The sequence below is a fragment of the Roseovarius sp. MMSF_3359 genome, from assembly GCF_030733385.1.
In the GTDB taxonomy this organism is placed as follows: Bacteria; Pseudomonadota; Alphaproteobacteria; order Rhodobacterales; family Rhodobacteraceae; genus Roseovarius.
Map to the genome: position 1 here is coordinate 1 of NZ_JASHJC010000012.1, position 23,952 is coordinate 23,952.

The following is a 23,952-nucleotide window of genomic DNA, read 5'->3' on the forward strand; positions in this document are numbered from 1 at the left end:
CCCCGTCGCGCCAATGCGACGACTGCGATTTTCCGGGGGCTCCATGGAAGCTGATTACGTTGTCGTGGGCGCGGGGAGCGCCGGATGTGCGATGGTTTATCGCCTGGCAGAGGCTGGGAAATCCGTGCTGGTTATCGAGCATGGTGGCAGTGATGTGGGGCCGTTCATCCAGATGCCAGGTGCTCTGAGCTATCCGATGAACATGAAGATGTATGACTGGGGTTACCAGAGCGAGCCGGAGCCGCATCTGAACAATCGCCGCCTGGCCTGTCCGCGGGGCAAGGTCATCGGCGGGTCTTCCAGCATCAACGGCATGGTCTATGTGCGCGGCCATGCGCGCGATTACGACTATTGGCGCGACCATGGGGCCGATGGTTGGGGCTATGCCGATGTGCTGCCCTATTTCAAGCGCATGGAGGGCTGGGATGACGCGGGCCATGGCGGCGATCCGGCCTGGCGCGGGGCCAATGGGCCGCTCAGCATCACCCGGGGGACGATGTCCAATCCGCTGACCCGCGCCTTTGTCGAGGCGGGCGGGCAGGCGGGCTATGAGCTGACCGCCGATTACAACGGTGAGAAGCAGGAGGGGTTCGGCCCCTTCGAGATGACCGTGCGCAACGGGCAACGCTGGTCGGCGGCCAATGCCTATCTCAAACCTGCGTTGAAGCGGGAGAATTGCGACATCGTGCGGGGCCTCGTGCATCGGGTGGTGGTCGAAGAGGGCCGCGCCGTTGGCGTCGAGGCGACGGTCAAGGGCCGGCGCGAGGTGATCCGGGCGCGGGCGGAGGTGATCCTTTCGGCGTCGGCCATCAACTCGCCCAAGATCCTGATGCTGTCGGGCATCGGCGCGGCATTCCACCTGGCGGAGCACGGCATTGATGTCGTGGCCGACCGCCCCGGTGTGGGGGCCAATTTGCAGGATCACCTGGAGCTTTATATCCAGATGGCGGCAAGTCAGCCGGTCAGTCTCTACCGATACTGGAACCTGGCGGGCAAGGCCTATGTCGGTGCGCGCTGGTTGATGGGGTTCGGCGGCCCCGGCTCCTCCAACCAGTTCGAAAGCTGCGGGTTTATCCGTTCGGACAAGGGCGTGGATTACCCCGATGTGCAGTTCCATTTCCTGCCGATTGCTGTGCGTTACGATGGCAAGGCCGCGGCAGAAGGGCATGGGTACCAGGCCCATACCGGCCCAATGCGTAGTAAATCCCGCGGGGCCGTGACCCTGCGCAGCGCCGATCCCGCCGACGATCCGGTGATCCGGTTCAACTATATGAGCGAGGAAAGCGATTGGGTCGATTTCCGTAAGTGTATCCGGCTGACGCGCGAGATCTTTGCGCAAGAGGCGTTCAAGCCCTATGCCAAGCACGAGATTCAGCCCGGTGCGGCGGTGCAGAGCGATGACGAGCTGGACGATTTCATCCGCGAACATGCCGAGAGCGCCTATCACCCTTGCGGCACCTGCCGGATGGGGCGCGCGGACGATCCGGATACGGTTGTCGACCCCGAGGGGAGGGTGATCGGCGTGGATGCCCTGCGCGTGGCCGACAGCAGCATTTTCCCGCAGATCACCAATGGTAACCTCAACGCGCCGTCGATCATGGTGGGCGAGAAGATGGCCGATCATGTGCTGGGCGTCGATGCGCTTCCGGCAGATAATTCCGAGCCCTGGATCAGTCCCCGGTGGCGCGAGGCGCAGCGTTAACCTTTGCCTTTCTAACTGGTTGAACCCGGGGGAAATCTCCCCGATATAAACCAAATGTTAAGGATTTGTTCCGTTCTTGTTCTGCTGGCCCTCGCGCCGCCTGTTTTGGCCGGTTTTCAGGGCACCGTGCGCGTGATCGACGGCGATACGCTGGATGTGGGCGGGGTTCGCGTGCGCCTGCACGGGATTGACGCGCCGGAGGTGGGGCAGACCTGTCAAACCGCAGAGGGCAAGGATTGGGATTGCGGCACATGGGTCAGCCGCGAGGTCCGCGCGCAGTTTCAGGGTGTGGTGGCCTCCTGCGATCCGGTGGAGAAGGACCGTTATGGCCGGATCGTGGCGACCTGCCGGGTCGATGGCCGGGACATGGGGCGCGGGTTGGTGCAGCGCGGCATGGCGGTGGCCTACCGCAAGTATTCGCGCGCCTATGTGGCCGACGAGCGGGCCGCGAAACGGGCAAATGCCGGGCTTCATGCCGGTGCGTTCCAGCGTCCGTCTCAGCATCGGAAAAGCAATATAAAACAGGCGCCTGTGCCAGATCAGGCTTGCATCATCAAAGGCAATATCTCGGGCAAGGGCACGCGCATTTTTCACGTCCCCGGTCAGCAATATTATGACGCAACGCGTATTCGGGCCGACAAGGGCGAGCGGTGGTTTTGCAGCGAAGCAGAGGCGCGCGCGGCCGGGTGGCGGAAGGCCTGGAAGTAATCAGCCCGGATATGGGGCGCGGGGTGTAAAAGAGAGTATCGCACCTCCAGATTTGATCGGTGTCAAAGAGATGCCGCGCGGGGCGCAGTACTCCTAGGGTCAAGACCATAAGGAGAGGTGCGAAAAATGTCCCATACCCCGCATGAATTGCATGAGGAATTCCCTGAATTTGACGCCAAGATTGCCGAGATGAAGGCAAGTGACGCGCATTTTGCCCGGCTGGCGGAGGAGTATCACGAGATCAACCGCGCAGTGCACCGGGCAGAAACCAATGTGGACCCCGTGGGCGAGATGGCCGAGGTCGAGATGCGCAAGAAACGCGGGGCGCTCAAGGACGAGCTCTACCGGATGTTGTCGGCTTGACGCCTAGCCCACCGTGTAAGGCAGAACGCCGCGTTCATCCGGCGTAATCGACAGGCGGCGTTCCAGCGGTGGGACCGAGCGTTGGTGGCAATTGGTGCGCTCGCAAATCCGGCAGGAAATGCCAATCGGCTCGAACGCGCGGGCGTTGGTCAGGTCCATGTCATCGGCATAGACCAGTGCCTCGGCATGTTTGACGTCGCAGCCAAGCGCAATGGCAAAACGGCGCACCGGCGCGCCGAAGGAGCCGCCCGATTTCGACACGTCCCGCGCGAGGCTGATGTAGCGCACGCCATCGGGGGTTTCGGCCAGTTGCCGCAGGAACCGCCCCGGAATTTCAAAGGCGCGGTGCACGTTCCAGAGCGGACAGGCGCCGCCGAACCGGGCGAATTGCAGGCGTGTGGCCGAATGGCGCTTGGTGATCGTCCCGGCCTGATCCACGCGCACGAAGAAGAACGGCACCCCCTTGGCGCCCGGCCGTTGCAGGGTCGAAAGCCGGTGGGCGACCTGTTCGATGGAGGCCCCGAAACGGTTCGACAGAACCTCAAGGTCGTGGCGGGTGGTCCGCGCGGCATCCAGAAACCGCGTGTAGGGCATCAGGGCGGCCCCGGCGAAATAGTTCGCAAGGCCGATCTTGGCGATGGAGCGCGCGGCGTCAGATTGGAAATTGGCGAAGTTGAGCGTAGCTTCGAGCAGTTTGTCCTGCGTGAGCAGTGCGAGTTGCAGCAGGATCTGGAAAATCCGCGTTTCGGGCGCGACGCGGGACGAGATGTAGAGCGTCCCGTTGGAGCGGTCGAAGCTGCGCAGTTGATCGGTGTCGGCATCGGCCACGGTGATGCCCAGCCCCGAGAGCTTGTCGATGGCCACATCGCGGATCGTGCGCTGCGTGCCGGTGGGCGTGGCGAAACGTTCGGCGGCGCGGTCCACCGCATCGATGTAGTTGTCGCAGTAGTGAAAGAAGTCGCGCACTTCGTCCCAGGGGCTTGTCTGCGTCCGGCTGTCCTCGCGGCCGAGGGCCTCGTCAAGCGAGGCGAGGCGTTCGTGGGTCTGCCGGTAGGCGCTGTGCAATTCGAGGAAAGCGCGGGCCAGCGCGGGGGCGTTCGAGGCGGTCAGGCGCAGGTCAGCAAGCGGCGGCGAGGTGTCGCCAAAGATCGGATCGGCCAGTGCCTCGCGCATGTCGCTGACCATGCGTTCGGCGTCCCCGGTGCTGAGTTCGGTCACGTCGAAGCCGAACTCCTGCGCCAGGGCCAGCACGACGGTGGTGCTGACAGGGCGGTTGTTGTTTTCCATCTGGTTGAGATAGGGCAGGGACACGCCCAGCTTGGCCGCGAAGTCCTTTTGTGTCAGGCCAAGGCGTTGCCGCGTTTCGCGCAGCTTGGCGCCCGCATAGAGTTTTTGTGTGGCCATCCCCGATGCCCTGTCTTTGCAAGTTTGCTTTGGGTCAGGATAGGTTTGCAAAGACCCGCGCGCAAGAGGTCAGGGGGCGGGCAGGCGGCGTTCCCGACGGATGACGAGGAGGATGGCGATGATCGCAAGGAGCCCGGTGCTGAGCATGATCCAGAGCAGTGGGAAAGCACCTGTTTCGGGCGTTAAAAGCGCGCCCGCGAGGGCCGAGAGTGCCGCTCCGATGGCGATCATCAATGCGCCTGCCAGCCCGCTCGCGGTTCCGGCGAGGTGGGGTCGGACCGAGAGGGCGCCCGCAGTGGCGTTGGGGATCGTCATGCCGTTGCCAAGGCCCATCAGGGTCATCAGGCCAAAGAAGCTGATCGCCGTGCCGAGGCCCGCATAGAAGAGCCAGAGGTTCAATCCGATCCCGAGCGCGTTGACCACGGTCCCCCAGAACACCATCCGGTTGATGCCGACGCGGACCGAAAAGCGCCCCGACACGAAATTGCCGAGCATGTAACCGATGGCCGGTGCGCCGAAATAGATGCCGAGCTTTTCCGGCGGCAGGCCAAAGACCTGATCGCCGACGAAGGGTCCGCCGCCGAGATAGGCAAAGAACGACCCCGACGAGAGGCCCGAGGCCAGCGCATAGCCCCAGAAGCGCGGTGAGGCGAAGAGGGCGGGGTATTCGCGGACCTGTTCGCGGAAGGTCTGCCCCGAGCGCGGGGCAGTTTCACCCAGATCCGCCCAGGTCAGCCACAGGACCAGCGCACCGAGAAGGAGCAGCAACCAGAAATTCGCGTGCCAGCCAAAGGCCGCGTCGAGCATACCGCCGATAGCCGGGCCGATCATCGGCACGACAGCCATGCCCATGGTGACATAGCCGATCATGCTGGCGGCCTCTTCGTCGGGGACCATGTCACGCACGATCGCGCGGCTCAGGACCATGGCCGCGACGATGGCGGCCTGCATCATGCGGAAGGTCAGGAAGACATAGGCATTCGTGGACAGGGCGCAGCCGAGCGTCGCCAGTAGAAAGATCACGATCCCCGCAAGGATGACCGGGCGCCGCCCCAAGCGGTCCGAGATCGGCCCGACAAAGAGTTGCAGCACGGCGTTTACGCCGAGGTAAAGCGCCACCGAGAGTTGCAGCAGGCGATAATCAGTATGGAAATACTCGGTCATGCCCGGCAAGCTGGGCAGGAAGATGTTCATCGCCAGCGCGGCCAGACCGGCCAGCAGGATGAGCGTCATGATGTGAGGTGCGGACCGGCGATCCAAGAACCGGGCGTTGATATTCTGACCCATGCGACTTGGGTAAGGTTGCAATCCGGGGAAGTCCACGCCTCTTGCGAGAAAATTAGCAGATTTACGGATTAGCAGGTTATCCTTTCCAAAACTTTGCAAATTTGCTTGTTTCTGCTTCCCTCTCCCCGGTGGCATTCCTTATGATCGCGCAATGACCGAAAAGGGGAGTGCCATGAAAGATATCCTTCAGGAACTGGAAGAGCGCCGCGCCGAGGCCCGTCTGGGCGGGGGCGAAAAACGCATCGCATCGCAACACAGCAAGGGCAAGCTAACCGCACGGGAGCGGGTCGAGCTATTGCTGGATGAAGGCAGTTTCGAAGAGTTCGACATGTTCGTGGCGCATCGCTGCACCGATTTCGGGATGGAAAAGACCAAGATGCCTGGCGACGGGGTGATCACCGGATGGGGCACGATCAATGGCCGCATGGTCTATGTGTTCAGCCAGGATTTCACCGTCTTCGGCGGGTCGCTTTCCGAGACCCACGCGCAGAAGATCTGCAAGATCATGGACATGGCGATGCAGAACGGCGCGCCGGTGATCGGCATCAACGACTCCGGCGGCGCGCGGATCCAGGAAGGCGTGGCCTCGCTTGCGGGCTATGCCGAGGTGTTCCAGCGCAACATCATGGCCTCGGGTGTCATCCCGCAGATCTCCGTCATCATGGGCCCCTGCGCGGGCGGCGCGGTCTATTCCCCGGCGATGACCGATTTCATCTTCATGGTCAAAGACACCTCCTACATGTTCGTGACCGGTCCCGACGTGGTCAAGACCGTCACCAACGAACAGGTCACCGCAGAAGAGCTTGGCGGGGCTTCCACCCACACGCGCAAGAGCTCGGTCGCCGATGGCGCGTTTGAGAATGATGTGGAGGCGCTGGCCGAGGTGCGCCGCCTGGTGGATTTCCTGCCGCTGAACAACCGCGACAAGGCGCCGAAACGCCCCTTCTTCGACGAACCGGGCCGGGTGGAAAACAGCCTCGACACGCTGATCCCGGACAATGCGAACACGCCCTACGACATGAAAGAGCTGATCGAAAAGGTCGCGGATGAGGGCGATTTCTACGAGATTCAGGAGGATTTCGCCAAGAACATCATCACCGGTTTCATCCGCCTTGAAGGGCAGACCGTAGGCGTCGTGGCGAACCAGCCGATGGTACTTGCCGGGTGTCTGGACATCGACAGCTCGCGCAAGGCCGCGCGTTTCGTGCGTTTCTGCGATGCGTTCGAAATCCCGATCCTGACTTTCGTCGATGTGCCCGGCTTCCTGCCGGGGACAAGCCAGGAGTATGGCGGGGTGATCAAGCATGGCGCGAAGCTCCTCTTTGCCTATGGGGAGGCGACGGTGCCCAAGGTCACGGTCATCACCCGCAAGGCCTATGGTGGCGCCTATGACGTGATGGCGTCCAAGCACCTGCGCGGTGATTTCAACTATGCCTGGCCCACCGCCGAGATCGCGGTGATGGGTGCCAAGGGCGCGACCGAGATCATCCACCGCGCCGATCTGGGCGATGCTGACAAGATCGCGGCCCATACGGCGGATTACGAAGACCGCTTTGCCAACCCCTTTGTTGCCGCTGAACGCGGCTTCATCGACGAGGTCATCATGCCCCACAACACCCGCATGCGCGTGAGCCGGGCTTTTGCGTCGCTTCGGAACAAGAAGTTGAGCAACCCGTGGAAGAAACACGATAATATTCCGCTCTGAGGGAATTTGGATTTGTTCAGATTTCTAAACAGATACGCGTTGGTAGCGGGCGCATTGGCGGCGAATGCGCCGCTGGTGGCTCATGCTGACGAGCCGGACAGGACGATACCCGGCAGCGTCTATCTTGGCGCGAGCACCATCGAGTTCACCAACGAAGCGGATGCAAGCGACGTCAAGGAGGGGTTTTTGTGGTACTACCGATCTCCTCTTGGCACTGCGCTCCGGGACCGCGACATGACATCAGGAGAGTTATCTGCGGTGCAAAGAGTGTGTCATGTAATGCGTGACATGGCTATCGGGTCGCCGGGCGGTGCTTTTGACGTCTACGGCATTGAATTTGTCGATGCGAGCGGTGATCCAACGCAGGCGCCGCTTTCTCAGAGAAGCGTGTTTTTCTTCTATGAAGAAGGGCGGTGTAACGACGCGCCGCTGCAAGGTGGCGTTCAGTGAGCCGCGACCGCTGGCATATCCTTCGCGATGGCGACGTGCTGACCTTGGCGCGGCGGTTGCCGGTGCGGTTTGACGTGAGTGCGTCGACGCGCTTGCCGGATGGATCGCGCGGGCGGGTGGCGCGGCAGGTGCGGCAGGATATATGGCGGGCGTTGCGGGGCCTTAGGGGGTTCGCCCCCGTTGTGCGGGTGACGCGCACAAGTGAGGGTCTTGAGGTAACCGCGGGCGGGCAGGCGGCGGGCCGGTTCCCGCGCGCGCACGCGGAGGCGCAGATTGCCGCCGTGCTCCAGGACCCTGAAAACCGCGCCCGCTGGATGCGGTGGGCCGGGTGAGGGGCTATGCCGCATATCTCGCGGCGGCGGCCCTTGCGGGCGTGGCCGTAGCCGATGCCGCGGACAAGGTCATCCTGCCGTCGGGGATCGAGGCCTATTTGCAGGAAATGCTCTGGGACCGGCCGGGTGGGGGGCTTGTGTACCGGTTCCGGTTCGTCTCCCCGGCGTTTTCGGCCATGGACCAGGATTTCGACGTGGTGCGTGGCGATCTCGACCACCTGTGCAACGATTTCGCCTTGTCGAAACTGTCGAATATCGGGCCAACGCCGACACAGGTCATTATCTCGCTTGCGGACCGGGAAAGCGAGTTCGGGGTGATCGACCCGGATGTCTCGCAGGTATTCGAGGCCTATAGTGTCGAAGATGGTGCCTGCAAATGGGAGTTCTTCTGATGCAGAAACAACATGTTGCGGAGAGGACCTTACCTGAACAATGTGCCACGGTCCGTGCGTCACAAGGGTGGCCGGTCGACCGCAACCTTTACCAGAGGAGATGGGCATGTCCCCCGCTTTCAAGAACATCCTTGCCATTGGCCTCATCGGTCTTGTTGCGGCCTGCGCACAGCCGGCTGAAGAGGAATTCGTCGTGGTCGAGCCCGAGGCCCTCTCGACCGAAGCGGCGCCCAGCGACAAGTATTGAGGCGATCACGAAGCGGCAGGGCATCGCACCTGTCACGCCGTGCTTGCGTCCCAAGGGATCGGGAGGTGCACCATGCTGAAGCATCGTGGTTTCCCGGGTCGTTTGCCCGGCACCGATTTCCAATTCACGATTAGGCGCGCCAATCCCAAGGGGGTGACGCCCCTGACCCGCCGGGAACGCTTCAGGGACCGCAAACCCGCGGATCGCCGGGCCGATGCGGGGTTTATCCAGGCCCTTTGGGAGCATTTCGGCGATCAGCCCTTTGAGCGCGGTAACCTGGATGCGGGGCGTCTGAGCTGGCTTTTCGGCCGGGAGGTCGTGCCCGCGGAAGATCCTTTTGATTCGCAAAGTTACGAGGCGTTGCTTGTACTGGACGTGAACGCCGCGAAAGCCGCGTTTCCCGAGGTGTTCAGCGATGGGGAGGGCCGGTCATGACCTCCGTTTTGCGTGAACAATCATCAAATAACTCCGCTATAGGTTGCAAAAACGGCATAATCCTGCCCAAGGGTTGTGCGAATACGCGGAATACAGCCGATGCGGTCGCAGCGCGCGTTATGCGCTTGGAACGGCCAGAATTTGCATGCAGCATCAAAGGCGTAGTGGCGGTCCCCCCCCAATGGACCGAGACGCATAGTCTAATCCGTTACCCTTCCCCTTACGGGCGGTCTTGTACATTACGGTGCAGGCCGCCCTTTTTTCCGTCCACGGATCGGGTTTCGTGCCATCGGCGGGGCCTTGCGCACCGGATCGCCCGTTACGGGATTGGCTTTGACCTTGCCTCGGGAATGGCGTTGAGTCGTGCTATAATCAAAGAAAAGCAGACACGAGGCTTCAACCGATGCACATCAGATCCAAACTCATTTTATGCTTCACGGCCATGCTGGGACTTGCGTCCTGCGGCGACACTTTCGGGCAACAGGCCCTTATCGGTGCGGGCGCGGGGGCCGGTACAGCGGCGGTCGTCGGCGGCAATGTCGCCACGGGCGCGCTTGTCGGCGCGGCGGGTAACGTCGCCTATTGCCAGAGCTTCCCGAACCGCTGCTAACACAGTTTCGCGCACCCTGACGGGTGCCGCCAATCGAAATGAAACCACCGGTGCGCTTGCGCGGGCCGGTGGTTTTTTCGTTGTCACTTCCGCGCGCCCGGCTGCGCGGCCCAGGAATGAGAGAGGGGATGAGATATGTTCAAGAAAATCCTGATTGCGAACCGCGGTGAGATTGCCTGCCGTGTGATCAAAACGGCCCGCAAGATGGGGATCAAGACGGTCGCGATCTATTCGGATGCCGACCGTAACGCGTTGCATGTGAAGATGGCGGATGAGGCGGTGCATATCGGTCCGCCCCCGGCAAACGAGTCCTATATCGTCATCGAAAAGGTCATGGATGCGATCCGCCAAACCGGTGCCGAAGCGGTGCACCCCGGTTACGGTTTCCTCAGCGAAAACAGCAAGTTTGCCGAAGCTCTTGAGAAAGAAGGCGTGGCCTTCATCGGGCCGCCTAAAGGGGCGATCGAGGCGATGGGTGACAAGATCACCTCGAAGAAGATCGCGCAGGAGGCCGAGGTCAGCACCGTGCCGGGCTATATGGGCCTCATCGAAGACGCCGAGGAGGCGGTGAAGATCTCGAACGAAATCGGCTACCCGGTGATGATCAAAGCCAGTGCCGGGGGGGGCGGCAAGGGGATGCGCATTGCCTGGAACGATGACGAGGCGCGCGAAGGCTTTCAGAGCTCCAAGAACGAGGCCGCCAGCAGTTTCGGCGATGACCGGATTTTCATCGAGAAATTCGTGACCCAGCCCCGCCATATCGAGATCCAGGTGCTATGTGACAGCCACGGCAACGGCATCTACCTCAATGAACGCGAATGCTCGATCCAGCGCCGGAACCAGAAGGTCGTCGAAGAGGCGCCGAGTCCGTTTCTGGACCCCGAGACCCGAAAGGCGATGGGCGATCAGTCGGTCGCGCTGGCGCAGGCGGTTGGATATACCAGCGCGGGCACGGTGGAATTCATCGTCGATGGCGACAAGAACTTCTATTTCCTCGAAATGAACACACGCCTGCAGGTGGAACACCCGGTGACCGAACTCATCACCGGTGTGGACCTCGTGGAGCAGATGATCCGCGTGGCCAATGGTGAGAAGCTCTCGATCAGCCAATCGGATGTCGGCATCAACGGCTGGGCCATCGAAAACCGGCTCTATGCCGAGGACCCGTATCGCGGGTTCCTGCCGTCCATCGGGCGTCTCAGCCGCTACAGGCCACCGGCGGAAGTGGCCGAGGATGGCCGTGCCGTGCGCAACGATACCGGCGTCTTCGAGGGCGGCGAGATCAGCATGTATTACGACCCGATGATCGCCAAGCTCTGCACCTGGGCGCCGACCCGCGAGGCCGCCATTGAAGAGATGCGCGTGGCGCTCGACAGTTTCGAGATCGAAGGGATCGGGCATAACCTGCCCTTCCTCGCGGCGGTGATGGATCATCCGAAATTCATCTCGGGTGACATGACGACGGCTTTTATCGAAGAGGAATATCCCGAAGGGTTCCAGGGGGTTACGCTTGAAGGGGGTGTATTGCGCCGGATCGCGGCGAGTGCGGCGGCAATGCACCGCGTGGCCGAAATCAGGCGCACGCGCGTGTCGGGGCGGATGGACAATCACGAGCGTCACGTGGGCGAGGATTGGGTGGTTTCGCTGCAGGGCGAGAACCATCCGGTGACCGTCGATGCCGACCGCGACGGTTCTGTCGTGCGCTTCGAGGATGGCACCGCCATGCGCGTCGAGAGCAATTGGACCCCGGGTGACCAACTGGCCGTGCTGAGTGTCGATGGCACGCCTCTGATCCTCAAGGTTGGTAAGGTCAGCGGCGGTTTCCGCGTCCGAAACCGCGGGGCCGACCTCAAGGTCCACGTCCGCTCGCCCAGGCAGGCGGAATTGGCGGCGTTAATGCCCGAGAAACTGCCGCCTGATACATCCAAGATGCTGCTCTGCCCGATGCCGGGCCTGATCGTGAAGGTAAACGTTGCCGAAGGCGATGAAGTTCAGGAGGGGCAGGCGCTTTGCACGGTTGAGGCGATGAAGATGGAAAACATCCTGCGGGCCGAGAAGAAGGCGGTTGTTTCGGCGATCAAGGCCGGCCCGGGTGACAGTCTGGCCGTCGATGATGTGATTATGGAGTTCGAGTGATCGGATGCACCTTCGGGGCGGACCATACATGACGGGGCGGCGGGCACGGATCGTGCTGGCCGGTCTGGTGTTGTCCGCCCTGGCGGGGTGCTGGCGCGAGGATGAAAGCGCGCTGCGGGACCGGCTGGATCGGTGGTTCTCGATTGGTGAAACCGTGGCGTTTAATGCGTCGCGTAGTTGCGTCGCGGCCGTGTTCCGACTGGTCCAGATGGAGGTGAAAGCACCGCTGCCGGTGGTGTCGGCCACGCCGGAAGTGCCGGGTGCACTATCGCGCCGAGGGGTCGTGGCGCTGATGGATCCGACGCTGGCCCCCGATGCCGCGCTGGTCGAGATTGCCAATACTGACCGCGCCACGGGCATGCGCATGCGTCGCGCCGCGCTTGAGGGGCGGCTGTGCATGAACGAGCATGCCGAAAGCGCCTTTCGCTATGCGTTGGACAATCCCCGGACGGTGCTGGTCTATGATGACGATCCGGCGACCATCATGTTGATGGATCCGCATACGGGACTGCTGGTTGTGGCGATGGGGGCGGCGGAATGGCTATGATTCAGCTATCGCCGCGACGTTCGCGAATCTCTTGCTGGCGCAGGGGCAGTTTGTCGATGCTGCGGGTAATCTCGCGGACGTCCCAGGGGAAGGGTTTGCGCAGGTATTTGCGCCCATCCTTGCCGATCAGCACGATCATGAAGCCGCGCGGGCGCAGTTTCTTCCGCAATGTGCCATTGGCTTTGGGGTTGGTGTCGGTCAGCACGATCACGTCACGCTCGGCCAGCGCCTCAAGCCGCGCGTCGATATATTCCATCTGCTGGATGAAACGCGGGTCTGCCGGGGCATCGGCAAAGACAATCAGCGGCCGGTTTATCCATAAAAATTCGTTCAAATCCGCTGTTTCCCCGGAAACGATAAGGGGATGGTCGAGCGTGTCGGAGGCCTCCGTCGCCTCTTGCGCGAAGACGGAACCGGCGAAAAACGTCAGCAAAACAAAGGGTAAGAACTTTTCCATCACCTCTCCTGTCAGCCAAGATATAGGGATGCCAGACACGATTGCGAACAAGAATCGTGTATGCGTGGGTGAAATTTCGAACATTAATCTCGTTGATAGCTTTGGAGTGTCAAAATGCAGGGCATGACACTCACACCGCCACATCTGTTGGCGGTTCGGCGAAAGGCATCGAACCGATGGACGTAATCCTGCATTTGGGGGCCCACAGGACGGCCTCGACCAGCTTTCAGCATTACATGCGCGCAAGCCTCGGGCGGCTTGAACCACTGGGTGTGGGGTTCTGGACGCCGTCGGGCGACATGGCCGATACGGGGCCGGTGACGTCGGGTGAGACACCGGATGAACAACTTCTGCAAGCGCGCGATCACATTGTTGCAAACCTCGACCGGGCGCAGGCGCGCGGGATCCACACGCTCGTCATCAGCGATGAGAATGTGATCGGCACACCGCAGCAACTGCTTCGCGAAGCGCGCCTTTACAATGGTATTGGCGAACGCATGGCGCGATATTCGGAAGTCTTTGGCGGACGGTTGACCCGTATCGTCCTGACGATCCGCTCGCAGGACAACTTCTGGAGCTCGATTGCCGCGCAGGCCGTGGCGCAGGGGCAGCCCGTACCAAGTGCCGAAGAGCTGGGGCGTCTCGCCGCGCAGAAACGGGGATGGCGCGATGTCATTACCGACCTGGCCTGCGCCGTGTCGGGGACCGATATACAGATACATCCTTTCGAGGTTTTCGGCAGCCTGCCCGAACACGGGCTGACCGCGATGACGGGGCTGGAGACCACGCCGACAAAATATGCGCGTGAATGGCTGAACCGGTCGCCCGGTCGGTCTGAATTGCGCGCGATCCTGACCAAAAGGAGCGAAGACCCCGAGCAGGTACCCACCGGCGATGGCCGCTGGCTGCCGTTTGACAGGGATCAGTCTAGAATGCTCCGCGAAGCCTATGCAGATGACCTGTTCTGGCTGCGCGCGGGGGCATCGGGCCTGGCCAAACTGATAGAAGTAACCGGACCGGCAAAAACGGGGAAACAACCGTCTGCCGGTGACACGATAAGAGGACAAGATGATGGGAAAGACGACCGACGATTGGCGTGATCTGGCCGAAAAAGAACTTCGGGGACGCCCGCTTGACGATCTGACATGGCAGACGCTCGAAGGGATTGACGTCAAGCCGCTCTATACGCAGGCGGACACCGAGGATCTGGATCACCTTGGATCGCTGCCCGGGTTTGCGCCGTTCACCCGGGGGGTGAAGGCCACGATGTATGCGGGCCGTCCCTGGACCATCCGGCAATATGCAGGGTTTTCGACCGCCGAGGAATCGAATGCTTTCTATCGCCGCAACCTGGCTGCCGGGCAGCAGGGCGTGTCAGTGGCATTCGATCTAGCAACTCACCGGGGGTATGACAGTGACCATGCGCGCGTCGTCGGTGACGTAGGCAAGGCGGGCGTGGCGATCGACTCGGTCGAGGATATGAAAATCCTCTTCGATGGCATCCCGCTGGATCAGGTGAGCGTCAGCATGACGATGAACGGCGCGGTAATCCCGGTTCTGGCCAGTTTCATCGTCGCCGGTGAAGAGCAGGGGCATGACAAATCCGTCCTCTCCGGCACCATCCAGAATGACATTCTGAAAGAATTCATGGTGCGCAACACCTACATTTATCCGCCTGAACCAAGCATGCGGATTGTTAGCGATATCATCGAATTCACCTCCAACGAGATGCCCAAGTTCAACTCGATCTCGATCTCCGGCTACCACATGCAGGAGGCCGGAGCGAACCTGGTGCAGGAGCTGGCGTACACGCTGGCAGATGGACGCGAATACGTGCGTGCGGCGATTGATGCGGGCATGGATGTGGACAAGTTCGCCGGGCGGCTGAGCTTCTTCTTCGCCATCGGCATGAATTTCTTCATGGAGGCCGCGAAACTGCGCGCAGCGCGGACGCTCTGGCACCGGATCATGACCGAATTCGGGGCCAAGAACGAACGCTCCAAGATGCTGCGCACGCATTGCCAGACGTCGGGCGTGAGCCTGCAGGAACAGGACCCCTATAACAACGTGATCCGCACCGCCTATGAGGCGATGAGCGCGGTTCTGGGCGGCACGCAATCGCTGCACACCAACGCGCTTGATGAGGCGATTGCGCTGCCGACGGATTTCTCCGCCCGGATCGCGCGGAATACGCAGTTGATTTTGCAGGAAGAAACCGGCGTGACCAATGTGATCGACCCGTTGGCGGGCAGCTATTACGTCGAGAAACTCACCGCCGATCTGGCCGATGAGGCGTGGAAGCTGATCGAAGAGGTCGAAGAGATGGGCGGCATGACCAAGGCCGTGGCGAGCGGCATGCCCAAGCTCAGGATCGAAGAGAGCGCCGCGACACGGCAGGCGATGATCGACAAGGGAGACGAGGTTGTCGTGGGCGTCAACAAGTACCGGAAGGACAATGAAGATCCGATCGACATTCTCGACATTGATAATGCCAAGGTGCGCGAGGCGCAGATCGCGCGGTTAGAAAAGATCCGCGCGAGCCGTGATGAGGCGGCTTGTCAGGCGGCGTTGGACGACCTGACGCGGAAAGCGAAGGAAGGTGGCAACCTGTTGGCGGCAGCGGTCGAAGCCGCGCGCGCACGGGCTTCGGTAGGAGAGATCAGCATGGCGATGGAGAAGGAATTTGGGCGTCACAGGGCCGAGGTCAAGACATTGGCCGGGGTCTATGGCGCGGCCTATGAGGGGGATGAAGGCTTTGCCGCGATCCAGAAATCGGTCGAGGATTTTGCCGAAGCCGAAGGCCGCCGCCCGCGCATGTTGGTGGTCAAGATGGGCCAGGACGGCCATGATCGCGGTGCCAAGGTCATCGCGACCGCATTTGCCGATATCGGGTTTGACGTTGATGTGGGGCCGCTGTTCCAGACCCCGGATGAGGCTGCGCAGGATGCCATCGACAATGATGTGCATGTCATCGGCATTTCCAGTCAGGCCGCGGGCCACAAGACCCTCGCGCCGCAGCTTATCAAGGCACTGGAGGCCAAGGACGCGGGCGATATCATCGTGATCTGCGGTGGTGTCATTCCGCAGCAGGATTACGAATTCCTCAAGAAGGCCGGGGTCAAGGCGATCTTTGGTCCGGGGACGAACATTCCCGACGCGGCGCAGAATATCCTGCAACTGATCGGGGAGGCGCGGGCCTGATATGCCGGGTCGGGTCACGGGCATCGGCGGTGTTTTCTTCCGGTCCCGCGACCCGGCGGCCCTGGCCGAATGGTACGCCACACATCTAGGCGTGACGAGCTTTGGCCCGTGGCCGCAGGAGGTGGGGGTGGCTGTCTTTGCACCTTTCGAGGCCAGGACCGATTACTGGCCGGAAGACAGGCAATGGATGCTGAACCTGCGGGTCGAGGGATTGGACGATCTGATCTCCCGGCTGTCGCAGGCGGGCATCGCGGTCGAAACCCGGCCGGAGGAGTGGGACACGCCGGAAACCGGGCGATTTGCCCGCATCACCGACCCCGAAGGCAATCCGATTGAGCTTTGGGAGCCACCGGCGCCATGACCAGACGGCCATTGATACTTGCAGGCATGATCGGGGGGCTGGTGTGGTCGGTCGCGGTGCTTTGGATCGCCGGGACATATGTCACGCTGCCGATCTTCACGCTCATCCCGACCATCATGACCGCTTTCCTGGCGCCGGGGATCGTCACGTTGCTGATGGTCGCGCGGCTGGCGCAACGGCGGTTCTTCGACAACGATCTGATTGATGGGCAACCCTTCATCCCGGGCAGTGGGGCCGATATCGACCAGCGGGTTCTGAAGAACACGGTGGAACAACTTGTCCTGGGCCTCTGTATCTGGCCCGCCGCGGCGGTGATCCTGGCCGACAAGGGGCCTGGGGTGATCGTGGCGCTCGGCGTCAATTTCGCCCTGGCCCGAATTTTCTTCTGGATTGGCTATCATGTTGCGCCGCCGCTCCGGGCGTTCGGTTTCGCGGCAAGTTTCTATCCGACGATATTGGTGAGCCTCTGGACAGTCTGGAGCCTTGTTGAATACGGTCAATGACCGAAGGAGGGGGCGATATGCTGGAGCTGGATCACCTGGCCATTTCTGCCGAAACGCTGGAGGAGGGTCGCGCCTATGCGGAAGCGGCATTGGGCGTGCGGCTGCAACCAGGTGGGCAGCATCCGCATTTCGGCACGCATAATGTTCTTCTGGGGTTGGAGGACGGGCTCTACCTCGAGGTCATCGCGATCGACCCGACAGCGCCCAAACCCCCATATCCGCGTTGGTTCGACCTTGATCGGTTTGCGGGGACACCACGGATAACGAACTGGATTTGCAGGGCAAATAACCTGACTGCGGCGGTGGCAAGTTATCCCGGCGCGGGCCGTCCTGTTGCGCTGGAACGGGGCGATCTGCGGTGGCAGATGGCTGTGCCCGATACCGGTATCCTGCCCTATGACGGCATGTTCCCGCCGCTCATCGAGTGGTCCGGGACGGCGCATCCGGCGCAGCGACTGACCGCATCGGGATGCCGGCTGACGCGGTTGATGATCCGCCACCCTCGCGCCGCGGATCTGCAATCCGAAATCTCGGCAGAGCTTGCCGATGACCGGATCGCATTCGAACAAGGCCCATGCGGTTTTAACGCGGAATTTGCCACGCCCGCTGGTCCGCGGGTGCTGGAATGATCGTCCGCGACGCCGTGGCCGCCGATGCCGCGGCGATTGCCGCCTATTGGAACCCGCAGATTCGCGACACCGCCATCACCTTCACAACGGTCGAAAAGGACGCGCCGGGTCTTGTTGCCGAGATCGCAGGGGCGCGCGACGCGGGGTATCCCTTTCTGGTGGCTTGCGAGGGTGATGCGGTGCTGGGTCATGCGTCCTATCGTCCGTTCCGGGCGGGTCCGGGATATGCGTTCACGGTGGAACATACGGTCATCGTGGCGCCGGATGTGTGGGGCAAAGGAGCGGCGCAGGCCTTGATGACGTTGCTGGAAGAACGGGCGCGAAGTGGCGGAATTCATTCGATGATTGCGGGTATCAGCCATGAAAACCCCCGGGCGGTCACCTTCCATCAAAAACTGGGATATGACATTGTTGGGACGGTGCCCGAGGCAGGGTACAAGTTTGACCGCTGGATGGACCTGGTGCTGATGCAGAAACTTCTCTAACCCTGCCTGACATCCCGCGCGGATGCCTATAGGGTGCGACCCATGTCGATCTGGTCACGCATATCCGAGGCGCTTGCGGCGCTGGCAAGCGGCGAGGGGCTGAGCGCGGTATTCGACCGCCTGCGCACCCCGCCGGAGCGCAGCGTGGCCTTTACCATCGCAGTGATCGCTCTGAGCGCGAAGATGGCCAAGGCCGACGGTCTCGTGACCCGCGACGAGGTGACGGCTTTCCGCGAGGTTTTCCAGATCGCCCAGGCGGACGAGGCCGATGCGGCGCGGGTCTTCAACCTGGCGCGGCAGGACGTGGCAGGGTTCGAGGAATATGCCACCCGCATCCGGGGCATGTTCGGGGCTGAGGCGGACGCGCTTTTCGACCTGATGGAGGGGCTATTCCATATCGCGATGGCCGATGGCGTTTATCATCCGAACGAGGATCTGTTTTTGGAACGTGTTGCGGAGATTTTCGAGATCCCGGCACCGGAATTCAAAAGCATCCGAAGCCGTTTCGTACCGGATGCTACGCCTGACCCCTACATGGTGCTGGGTGTGACCCCTGACACGCCGCTGGAGGAGATTCGCAAGGTCTGGCGGCGCATGGTGCGCGAAACCCACCCCGACAAGATGATGGCGCGGGGCGTACCCGAGGAGGCGATCAAACTGGCGGAAAAGCGGCTGGTTGATATCAATCGCGCCTGGGAGGAGATCAGCGAAAGGGCCTGACATGCGGATCGCCACCTATAACGTGGAATGGTTCAACGCCCTCTTCGACGAAGAAGGCAACCTGTTGGATGACGGGGAATGGTCGCGCCGCCATGACGTGACGCGGTCGGATCAACTGGCCGCGCTCGGCATCGTCTTTACGGCACTGGATGCCGATGCGGTGATGGTGATCGAAGCGCCGGACCATAACGGCAGGCGCGCGACCGTCCCGGCGCTTGAGAACTTTGCCCGCACCATGGGGCTCCGGACGCGCAAGGCGCTTGTGGGGTTCGAAAACGACACACAGCAGGAAATCGCCCTGATGTATGACCCGGATGCGCTCTCCGCCCGGCATGATCCCCAGGGCGAAGAGACCGGCAAGAAAGGGTCGCGCGATGCGCCACGGTTTGACGGCGTGTTCCGCATCGACCTTGATATCGACAACACCGAAGACCTCGTGAGTTTTTCCAAGCCGCCCTTCGAGCTGGCGGTGACGACGGCGGCAGGGACGGATCTGCGCCTGATCGGGGCGCATCTGAAATCCAAGGCCCCTCATGGCGCGCGCAGCCGGGACGAGATCATGCGCAAGGCGATCGCCAATCGCCGCAAGCAGCAGGCGCAGGCGGTGTGGCTCAGGCAGCGGATCGAGATGCACCTGCGCGACGGTGAGCACCTGATCGTGTTGGGGGACATGAATGACGGGCCCGGCCTCGATGAGTACGAAAACCTTTTTGGCCATTCTTCGGTCGAGATCCTGATGGGCGAGGGGGCAGCCCCGGAGATGAGCCTTTTCGACCCCCATGCGCGCCGCGCCCTGCAACGCCGGATCGGGGCGATGAACACCACGTCGCGGTTTTATCTCTCGTCTGAAAAACGCTACATTCAGGCGTTATTGGACTATATCATGGTTTCGCCGGGGCTGCGGGTGAAGGCGCCGCAGTGGCGTATCTGGCACCCCTTCGATGACCCGAATTGCTGGAACATGCCGGAGTTGCGCAATGCGCTCGTCACGGCGTCGGATCATTTTCCGGTCACGATTGATCTCGATATCTGATCTTCAAATCGCAAATCGGCACCCTATATCGGTGGCATGAAACAGATCGCCCTGCCTTTTGTCCTGGCCTCTGCGATGTCCCTGCCGCTTGCGGCGCAGGAAGCGGAAGGCGAGGATGGCTTTTCGCTGATGGAAGAGGGCGCCAAGCTCTTTTTCCGCGGCATCATCGAAGAGATGGAACCGGCACTGGACGATCTGCGCGGCATGGCCGAAGAGATGCAGCCCGCCCTGCGGAGTTTCGTGGACGAGATGGGGCCGGCATTGGCCGATCTGCTCGACAAGGTGGATGACTGGACCGTCTATCATCCGCCCGAGATACTGCCCAATGGCGATATCATCCTGCGCCGCAAAACCCCACAGGAACAGACCGAAGCGCCACAGGGTGAGATTGAGCTCTGAGCAGTTTCGGGTGGTCTGACCTGCCGCCGCTGGTCAGCTTTGGGAGGTCGTGATCAGCGTCTCTGCGTTCAGTGACGCCGCAAGCGAGGCAAATCGCGCTTGTGCCACTTCCCCGAAGAGGGGCGCACTTTCCGGAGACAGTTTAAGCTCCAGCAATCTCTTGCGCGGATGCCACTTCAACTTGCCCAGTTCGGCTTCTTCACTGAGCCAGAGCATCGCCGCGAACCGCATGGCCTTGCCCAGAATCTCGGCCTGGTGCTGCTCTTCCGGGGAGATCAGCGCATAGAGGTTTTCAAACCGCGTACCTTCGCGCTTGTTGGAATAGCGGTGCAGCAACGCGAGGCCCAGGAAAACCCGCTCGGAATGCTTCAACCCGCCAAGATTGGCGCGCGTGGCGTTATCAAAGCACACTTCGGGCCGGTAATCGGGATGCGCGCGCCAGCTTACGTCATGCAGAAGGCTCGCCGCCTTGATAAGCCGCAACTGTTCGGGCCGGGCGGTTTTGAAGAGCGGCAGGATGAAGTTATAGACCACCTTGCCAAAGCCCCGCACACGGGCATCTTTGGCCTCGGCAAAACGGCAAGCCTCGATCAGCGGATCACGGTCGCGCAATTGCTGGGGCATTTGTTCATAAAGCAGCCCTTCGCGGATGCCGTAGCTTGAAATTGCGATGTCGCGCGGCTTGAACGTCTTGACGATTTCACGCAGCACTTCTGCGGCATGAGGCACAAGGGCCATCCGCGCGGGCGAGACGCCGGCGCGTTGACGCAACTCTTCAAGGTTCGTGATCTCGAGGTAGCGCGCGGTTTCGCGGACGGATTTCGCGGACATGCGGTATTCGTGCAGCACGTGGAGCGGATAGCCACGCCGTTCCATGTCGATCTTGGCAATCGCCCGCCACGAGCCGCCAACGAGGAAAAGCCGGTTGTTCTGTGGCCCCATCTCGGCATGCATCGCGGCAAGCGTTTCCTCGATATGCTGCTTTCGGGCGCGTTTGCCGCCCTTGATGTCGCGCAGTTTCAGCGGCCCGAGCGATGAGGTGACGCATTTGCCCACATGCCCGCCATTGATCTCGGCCAGTTCCATGGACGAGCCGCCGATATCACAGACCAGCCCGTAGGAGCCGGGCCAGCCGAGCAGGACACCTTGCGCCGAGAAGCGGGCTTCCTGCTTGCCGTTGATGACCCAGACATTGCCGCCGGTGGCCTTTTTGACCTCGTCACAGAAATCCGGCCCGTCTTCGGCTTCGCGCACGGCGGCGGTTGCCACCATGGTGAGCGGCCCGGTCCCCATGCTGTCGCCAAGACGCTGGAACCGCGCCAATGCGGCCAACGCCCGTTCACGGCCCTCGGGATTGAGACGCCCGGTTTCCGACATGCCCGCGCCCAGGGCGCACATGATCTTTTCGTTGAAGAAATAGGCAGGGCTGCGTGCGGCACCGTCAAACACGACCAGGCGGACCGAGTTCGATCCGATGTCGACAACGCCGACCCGGCTCAGCGCCCGCGCAGAGGGTTTGTCAAAAAGCGGCCTGCCGAACGGGCCGCCGTCGCCCTGGCTGCTGTCGTTGCTGCCGTCCATCATGTTCCCCGCAAATGGTCGTTTCCTCTATGCGACAGCCACGCAGATCGGTCAATCTTCGGTATGGGTCAGTTTCGGGACGTCCGATGCGCCAGCAGAGCCGCGCCCCGACAAAGAAGGGTTCTCCATGAAGAACCTGTGACAATTGAACGCGAACTCGCCTTCCGGTGTTGGCGTGCGCGAGAAACTGCCATCGGGCGCCATGACCCAGCTTTGCGCCACATCGGCCATGTTGGCGGCCATCACCTGGCTGGTGATCTGGGCCTTGACGGTGGGGTTCTCGATCTCAATCAGGGTTTCGACCCGCCGGTTGAGGTTCCGGCCCATCCAGTCGGCGGAGCTGATGAAGACCCGCGCTTTCTTGTGCGGCAACCCGTGACCGTTGCCGAAACAGACGATGCGCGAGTGTTCCAGGAACCGCCCGACAATGGATTTGACCCGGATGTTTTCCGACAGGCCCTTGATCCCGGGGCGCAACCCGCAGATGCCGCGGATGACCAGATTGATCTTCACGCCCGCCTGGCTCGCCGCGTAAAGCGCGTCGATCACATAGGGATCAATCAGCGAATTCATCTTGGCCCAGATCTCGGCCGGTTTTCCGGCTTTTGCATGGGCGGATTCGGCGGCAATCATGTCCAAAAGGCTTTGTTTCAGCGTCAGCGGCGAAATCGCCAGGTTTTCCAGCGTGTCGGGCTGCGCATAGCCCGACAGGTAGTTGAACACCTTGGTCGCGTCGCGCCCCAGCTTCGCGTCACAGGTGAAGAAGCTCAGATCGGTGTAAATCTTGGCCGTAATCGGGTGGTAATTGCCGGTGCCGTAATGGGTATAGGTCACGAGGTTGTCACCTTCGCGGCGCACGACGGTGCTGATCTTGGCGTGGGTCTTGAGGTCGAGGAAACCATAGACCACATGCGCGCCCGCACGTTCCAGCCGCCGGGATTGGCGAATGTTGGCGGCCTCGTCGAAGCGCGCCTTGAGTTCCACGAGCGCGGTGACGGATTTACCATCCTCGGCGGCCTCGCAAAGCGCCTCGACGATGGGAGAGAGTTTCGAGGTCCGGTAAAGTGTTTGCTTGATCGCCACCACGTCCGGATCGCGCGCCGCCTGGTTGAGAAAACGCACCACCATGTCGAAAGTCTCGTATGGATGATGCAGCAGCATGTCCTTCTGCCGGATCGCGGCGAACATATCGCCGTCATGATCCTGCACCCGTTCGGGCACCCGCGGCGTGAAGGAAGGCCAGAGCAGGTCAGGACGGCTGTCGAGGACCAGCTCGCTCAAGGCGGCCAGTCCGATCATGCCTTCGACTTCAACGACCTCGTCGGGATTGACGTGCAGCTCTTCCATGATGACCTTGCGCAGCCCCTCGGGGGCACCGGCAGATATCTTCATCCGCACGACCTCGCCCCGGCGGCGGCGTTTCAGGGCCACCTCGAATTCGCGCACCAGATCTTCGGCCTCGTCCTCGACCTCCAGATCGCTGTCGCGCAGCACGCGGAACGAACAATGGCCCTTGTATTTGTACCCCGGAAAGAGGCTGTCGAGATGCAGCAGCAGCAGTTCTTCGAGCGGCAGTGCGCGATGGCTGCCATCGGGCGAGGGCAGGGTGACAAATCGGTCGATCTGCGCCGGGATTGGCAGCAGCGCCTGTAGCGGGCGCTTGTCCTTCTTGCGCTCCAGTTGCAGCGCCAGCGAATAGCCCAGGTTCGGGATGAACGGAAACGGGTGCGCCGGGTCGATGGCCAGGGGCGAGAGAACCGGAAAGACATTGTTGAGGAAGACATCCGCCAGCATGTCGCGTTCTTCGTCGGCCACGGCGGCGCTGTCGAGGATGGCGATGTTTTCGGCTTCCATCTCACCGCGCAGGGCGACATAGGTCGATTGCTGCGCCTGCAGCAGTTTGCGCGCGTCCTCGTTGATAAGCACCAATTGTTCGGCGGGGGTCAGCCCGTCGGCGGCAGGTGTCGTGTTGCCGGCGCGCGCCAATTCGCGCAGGCCAGCCACGCGGACGTTGTAGAACTCATCGAGGTTATTGGCGGAAATCGACAGGAACCGCAGCCGTTCTAGCAGGGGAACGCGCGGGTTCTGCGCCTCTTCCAGCACACGCCAGTTGAACCCCAGCCAACTCAGCTCTCGGTTATAGAACCGCGCGGGGCCTTTGACATCCATATCAGGCAGCTCGACCGGCTCGGGCAGGGGGGATTTCAGGAAATCAGCGTTTGACATGAGGGCCTTCTGACCGGGGGATGTAACAGGAAGGTGACG

General features: G+C 61.8%; 26 protein-coding genes. 21 read left to right on the forward strand and 5 right to left on the reverse strand.

Annotated features, from left to right (window positions below; all coding sequences use genetic code 11):
- The first annotated feature begins 43 nt into the window (after positions 1-43).
- The 3 genes from betA to RBB29_RS16315 all read left to right on the forward strand — a co-directional run bounded on the left by betA (position 44) and on the right by RBB29_RS16315 (position 2,773).
- Entirely contained in the window at positions 44-1,702 is a 1,659-nt protein-coding gene (gene betA / locus RBB29_RS16305) for a choline dehydrogenase (RefSeq protein ID WP_306115520.1), read from the forward strand.
- A 54-nt stretch (positions 1,703-1,756) separates the two neighbouring features.
- Positions 1,757-2,410 (forward strand): thermonuclease family protein, encoded by a 654-nt coding sequence (locus RBB29_RS16310; protein WP_306115380.1) that lies wholly within the window; start codon positions 1,757-1,759, stop codon positions 2,408-2,410.
- 126 nt (positions 2,411-2,536) lie between these two features.
- Complete coding sequence (locus tag RBB29_RS16315; protein ID WP_306115381.1) at positions 2,537-2,773, forward strand: YdcH family protein; 237 nt, start codon at positions 2,537-2,539, stop codon at positions 2,771-2,773.
- Between the two features lie 3 nt (positions 2,774-2,776).
- Here RBB29_RS16315 and RBB29_RS16320 read toward each other — a convergent pair whose 3' ends face one another.
- Positions 2,777-4,177 (reverse strand): short-chain fatty acyl-CoA regulator family protein, encoded by a 1,401-nt coding sequence (locus RBB29_RS16320; RefSeq protein WP_306115382.1) that lies wholly within the window; start codon positions 4,175-4,177, stop codon positions 2,777-2,779.
- Between the two features lie 69 nt (positions 4,178-4,246).
- Complete coding sequence (locus tag RBB29_RS16325) at positions 4,247-5,410, reverse strand: multidrug effflux MFS transporter (protein ID WP_371931517.1); 1,164 nt, start codon at positions 5,408-5,410, stop codon at positions 4,247-4,249.
- A gap of 226 nt (positions 5,411-5,636) precedes the next feature.
- Between RBB29_RS16325 and RBB29_RS16330 the strand changes: the two genes are divergently transcribed.
- From RBB29_RS16330 to RBB29_RS16370, 9 genes are all read left to right on the forward strand, one after another.
- Entirely contained in the window at positions 5,637-7,169 is a 1,533-nt protein-coding gene (locus tag RBB29_RS16330) for an acyl-CoA carboxylase subunit beta (protein ID WP_306115384.1), read from the forward strand.
- 12 nt (positions 7,170-7,181) lie between these two features.
- Entirely contained in the window at positions 7,182-7,619 is a 438-nt protein-coding gene (locus tag RBB29_RS16335) for a hypothetical protein (RefSeq protein WP_306115385.1), read from the forward strand.
- The gene (locus tag RBB29_RS16340; RefSeq protein WP_306115386.1) at positions 7,616-7,951 is read left to right on the forward strand and encodes a hypothetical protein; all 336 of its coding nucleotides are present in this window, start codon (positions 7,616-7,618) and stop codon (positions 7,949-7,951) included. Before RBB29_RS16335 ends, RBB29_RS16340 begins: the two co-directional genes overlap by 4 nt.
- Positions 7,948-8,343: a DUF6497 family protein gene (locus tag RBB29_RS16345; protein WP_306115387.1), complete on the forward strand. Its 396-nt coding sequence runs from the start codon at positions 7,948-7,950 to the stop codon at positions 8,341-8,343. Before RBB29_RS16340 ends, RBB29_RS16345 begins: the two co-directional genes overlap by 4 nt.
- Before the next feature lie 106 nt (positions 8,344-8,449).
- Entirely contained in the window at positions 8,450-8,590 is a 141-nt protein-coding gene (locus tag RBB29_RS16350; protein ID WP_306115388.1) for a hypothetical protein, read from the forward strand.
- Between the two features lie 72 nt (positions 8,591-8,662).
- A complete protein-coding gene (locus RBB29_RS16355) occupies positions 8,663-9,025 on the forward strand; it encodes a hypothetical protein (RefSeq protein WP_306115389.1) in 363 nt (120 codons plus the stop codon).
- 403 nt (positions 9,026-9,428) lie between these two features.
- Entirely contained in the window at positions 9,429-9,635 is a 207-nt protein-coding gene (locus tag RBB29_RS16360) for a hypothetical protein (protein WP_306115390.1), read from the forward strand.
- 135 nt (positions 9,636-9,770) lie between these two features.
- Positions 9,771-11,771: an acetyl/propionyl/methylcrotonyl-CoA carboxylase subunit alpha gene (locus RBB29_RS16365; protein WP_306115391.1), complete on the forward strand. Its 2,001-nt coding sequence runs from the start codon at positions 9,771-9,773 to the stop codon at positions 11,769-11,771.
- A 28-nt stretch (positions 11,772-11,799) separates the two neighbouring features.
- The gene (locus RBB29_RS16370) at positions 11,800-12,318 is read left to right on the forward strand and encodes a hypothetical protein (protein ID WP_306115392.1); all 519 of its coding nucleotides are present in this window, start codon (positions 11,800-11,802) and stop codon (positions 12,316-12,318) included.
- Position 12,319: 1 nt separating this feature from the next.
- Here RBB29_RS16370 and RBB29_RS16375 read toward each other — a convergent pair whose 3' ends face one another.
- Entirely contained in the window at positions 12,320-12,775 is a 456-nt protein-coding gene (locus RBB29_RS16375; protein ID WP_306115393.1) for a DUF4174 domain-containing protein, read from the reverse strand.
- A 176-nt stretch (positions 12,776-12,951) separates the two neighbouring features.
- Here RBB29_RS16375 and RBB29_RS16380 point away from each other — a divergent pair, with 176 nt between their 5' ends.
- The 9 genes from RBB29_RS16380 to RBB29_RS16420 are packed head-to-tail and all read left to right on the forward strand — an operon-like array spanning position 12,952 to position 20,106.
- A complete protein-coding gene (locus RBB29_RS16380) occupies positions 12,952-13,875 on the forward strand; it encodes a hypothetical protein (RefSeq protein WP_306115394.1) in 924 nt (307 codons plus the stop codon).
- Entirely contained in the window at positions 13,847-15,976 is a 2,130-nt protein-coding gene (gene scpA / locus RBB29_RS16385; protein WP_306115395.1) for a methylmalonyl-CoA mutase, read from the forward strand. The genes RBB29_RS16380 and scpA overlap by 29 nt, the downstream gene beginning before the upstream one ends.
- A 1-nt stretch (position 15,977) precedes the next feature.
- Positions 15,978-16,337: a VOC family protein gene (locus RBB29_RS16390; RefSeq protein ID WP_306115396.1), complete on the forward strand. Its 360-nt coding sequence runs from the start codon at positions 15,978-15,980 to the stop codon at positions 16,335-16,337.
- Positions 16,334-16,840, forward strand: coding sequence for an MAPEG family protein (locus RBB29_RS16395; protein WP_306115397.1), 507 nt, complete (start codon positions 16,334-16,336; stop codon positions 16,838-16,840). Before RBB29_RS16390 ends, RBB29_RS16395 begins: the two co-directional genes overlap by 4 nt.
- 17 nt (positions 16,841-16,857) lie before the next feature.
- Complete coding sequence (locus RBB29_RS16400; protein WP_306115521.1) at positions 16,858-17,469, forward strand: VOC family protein; 612 nt, start codon at positions 16,858-16,860, stop codon at positions 17,467-17,469.
- A complete protein-coding gene (locus tag RBB29_RS16405; RefSeq protein WP_306115398.1) occupies positions 17,466-17,954 on the forward strand; it encodes a GNAT family N-acetyltransferase in 489 nt (162 codons plus the stop codon). The genes RBB29_RS16400 and RBB29_RS16405 overlap by 4 nt, the downstream gene beginning before the upstream one ends.
- 42 nt (positions 17,955-17,996) lie before the next feature.
- Positions 17,997-18,674, forward strand: coding sequence for a molecular chaperone DjiA (locus tag RBB29_RS16410; protein WP_306115399.1), 678 nt, complete (start codon positions 17,997-17,999; stop codon positions 18,672-18,674).
- A gap of 1 nt (position 18,675) precedes the next feature.
- The gene (locus tag RBB29_RS16415) at positions 18,676-19,707 is read left to right on the forward strand and encodes an endonuclease/exonuclease/phosphatase family protein (RefSeq protein ID WP_306115400.1); all 1,032 of its coding nucleotides are present in this window, start codon (positions 18,676-18,678) and stop codon (positions 19,705-19,707) included.
- A gap of 36 nt (positions 19,708-19,743) precedes the next feature.
- Positions 19,744-20,106: a hypothetical protein gene (locus RBB29_RS16420; protein WP_306115401.1), complete on the forward strand. Its 363-nt coding sequence runs from the start codon at positions 19,744-19,746 to the stop codon at positions 20,104-20,106.
- Positions 20,107-20,139: 33 nt separating this feature from the next.
- Here the strand turns inward: RBB29_RS16420 and RBB29_RS16425 are convergent, their stop codons facing one another.
- Together RBB29_RS16425 and RBB29_RS16430 are read right to left on the reverse strand one after the other, a co-directional pair.
- On the reverse strand, positions 20,140-21,687 hold the full coding sequence (locus RBB29_RS16425; RefSeq protein WP_306115402.1) for a Ppx/GppA family phosphatase: 1,548 nt from the start codon (positions 21,685-21,687) through the stop codon (positions 20,140-20,142).
- A 51-nt stretch (positions 21,688-21,738) separates the two neighbouring features.
- Complete coding sequence (locus RBB29_RS16430) at positions 21,739-23,913, reverse strand: RNA degradosome polyphosphate kinase (RefSeq protein ID WP_306115403.1); 2,175 nt, start codon at positions 23,911-23,913, stop codon at positions 21,739-21,741.
- Between the last annotated feature and the right edge of the window lie 39 nt (positions 23,914-23,952).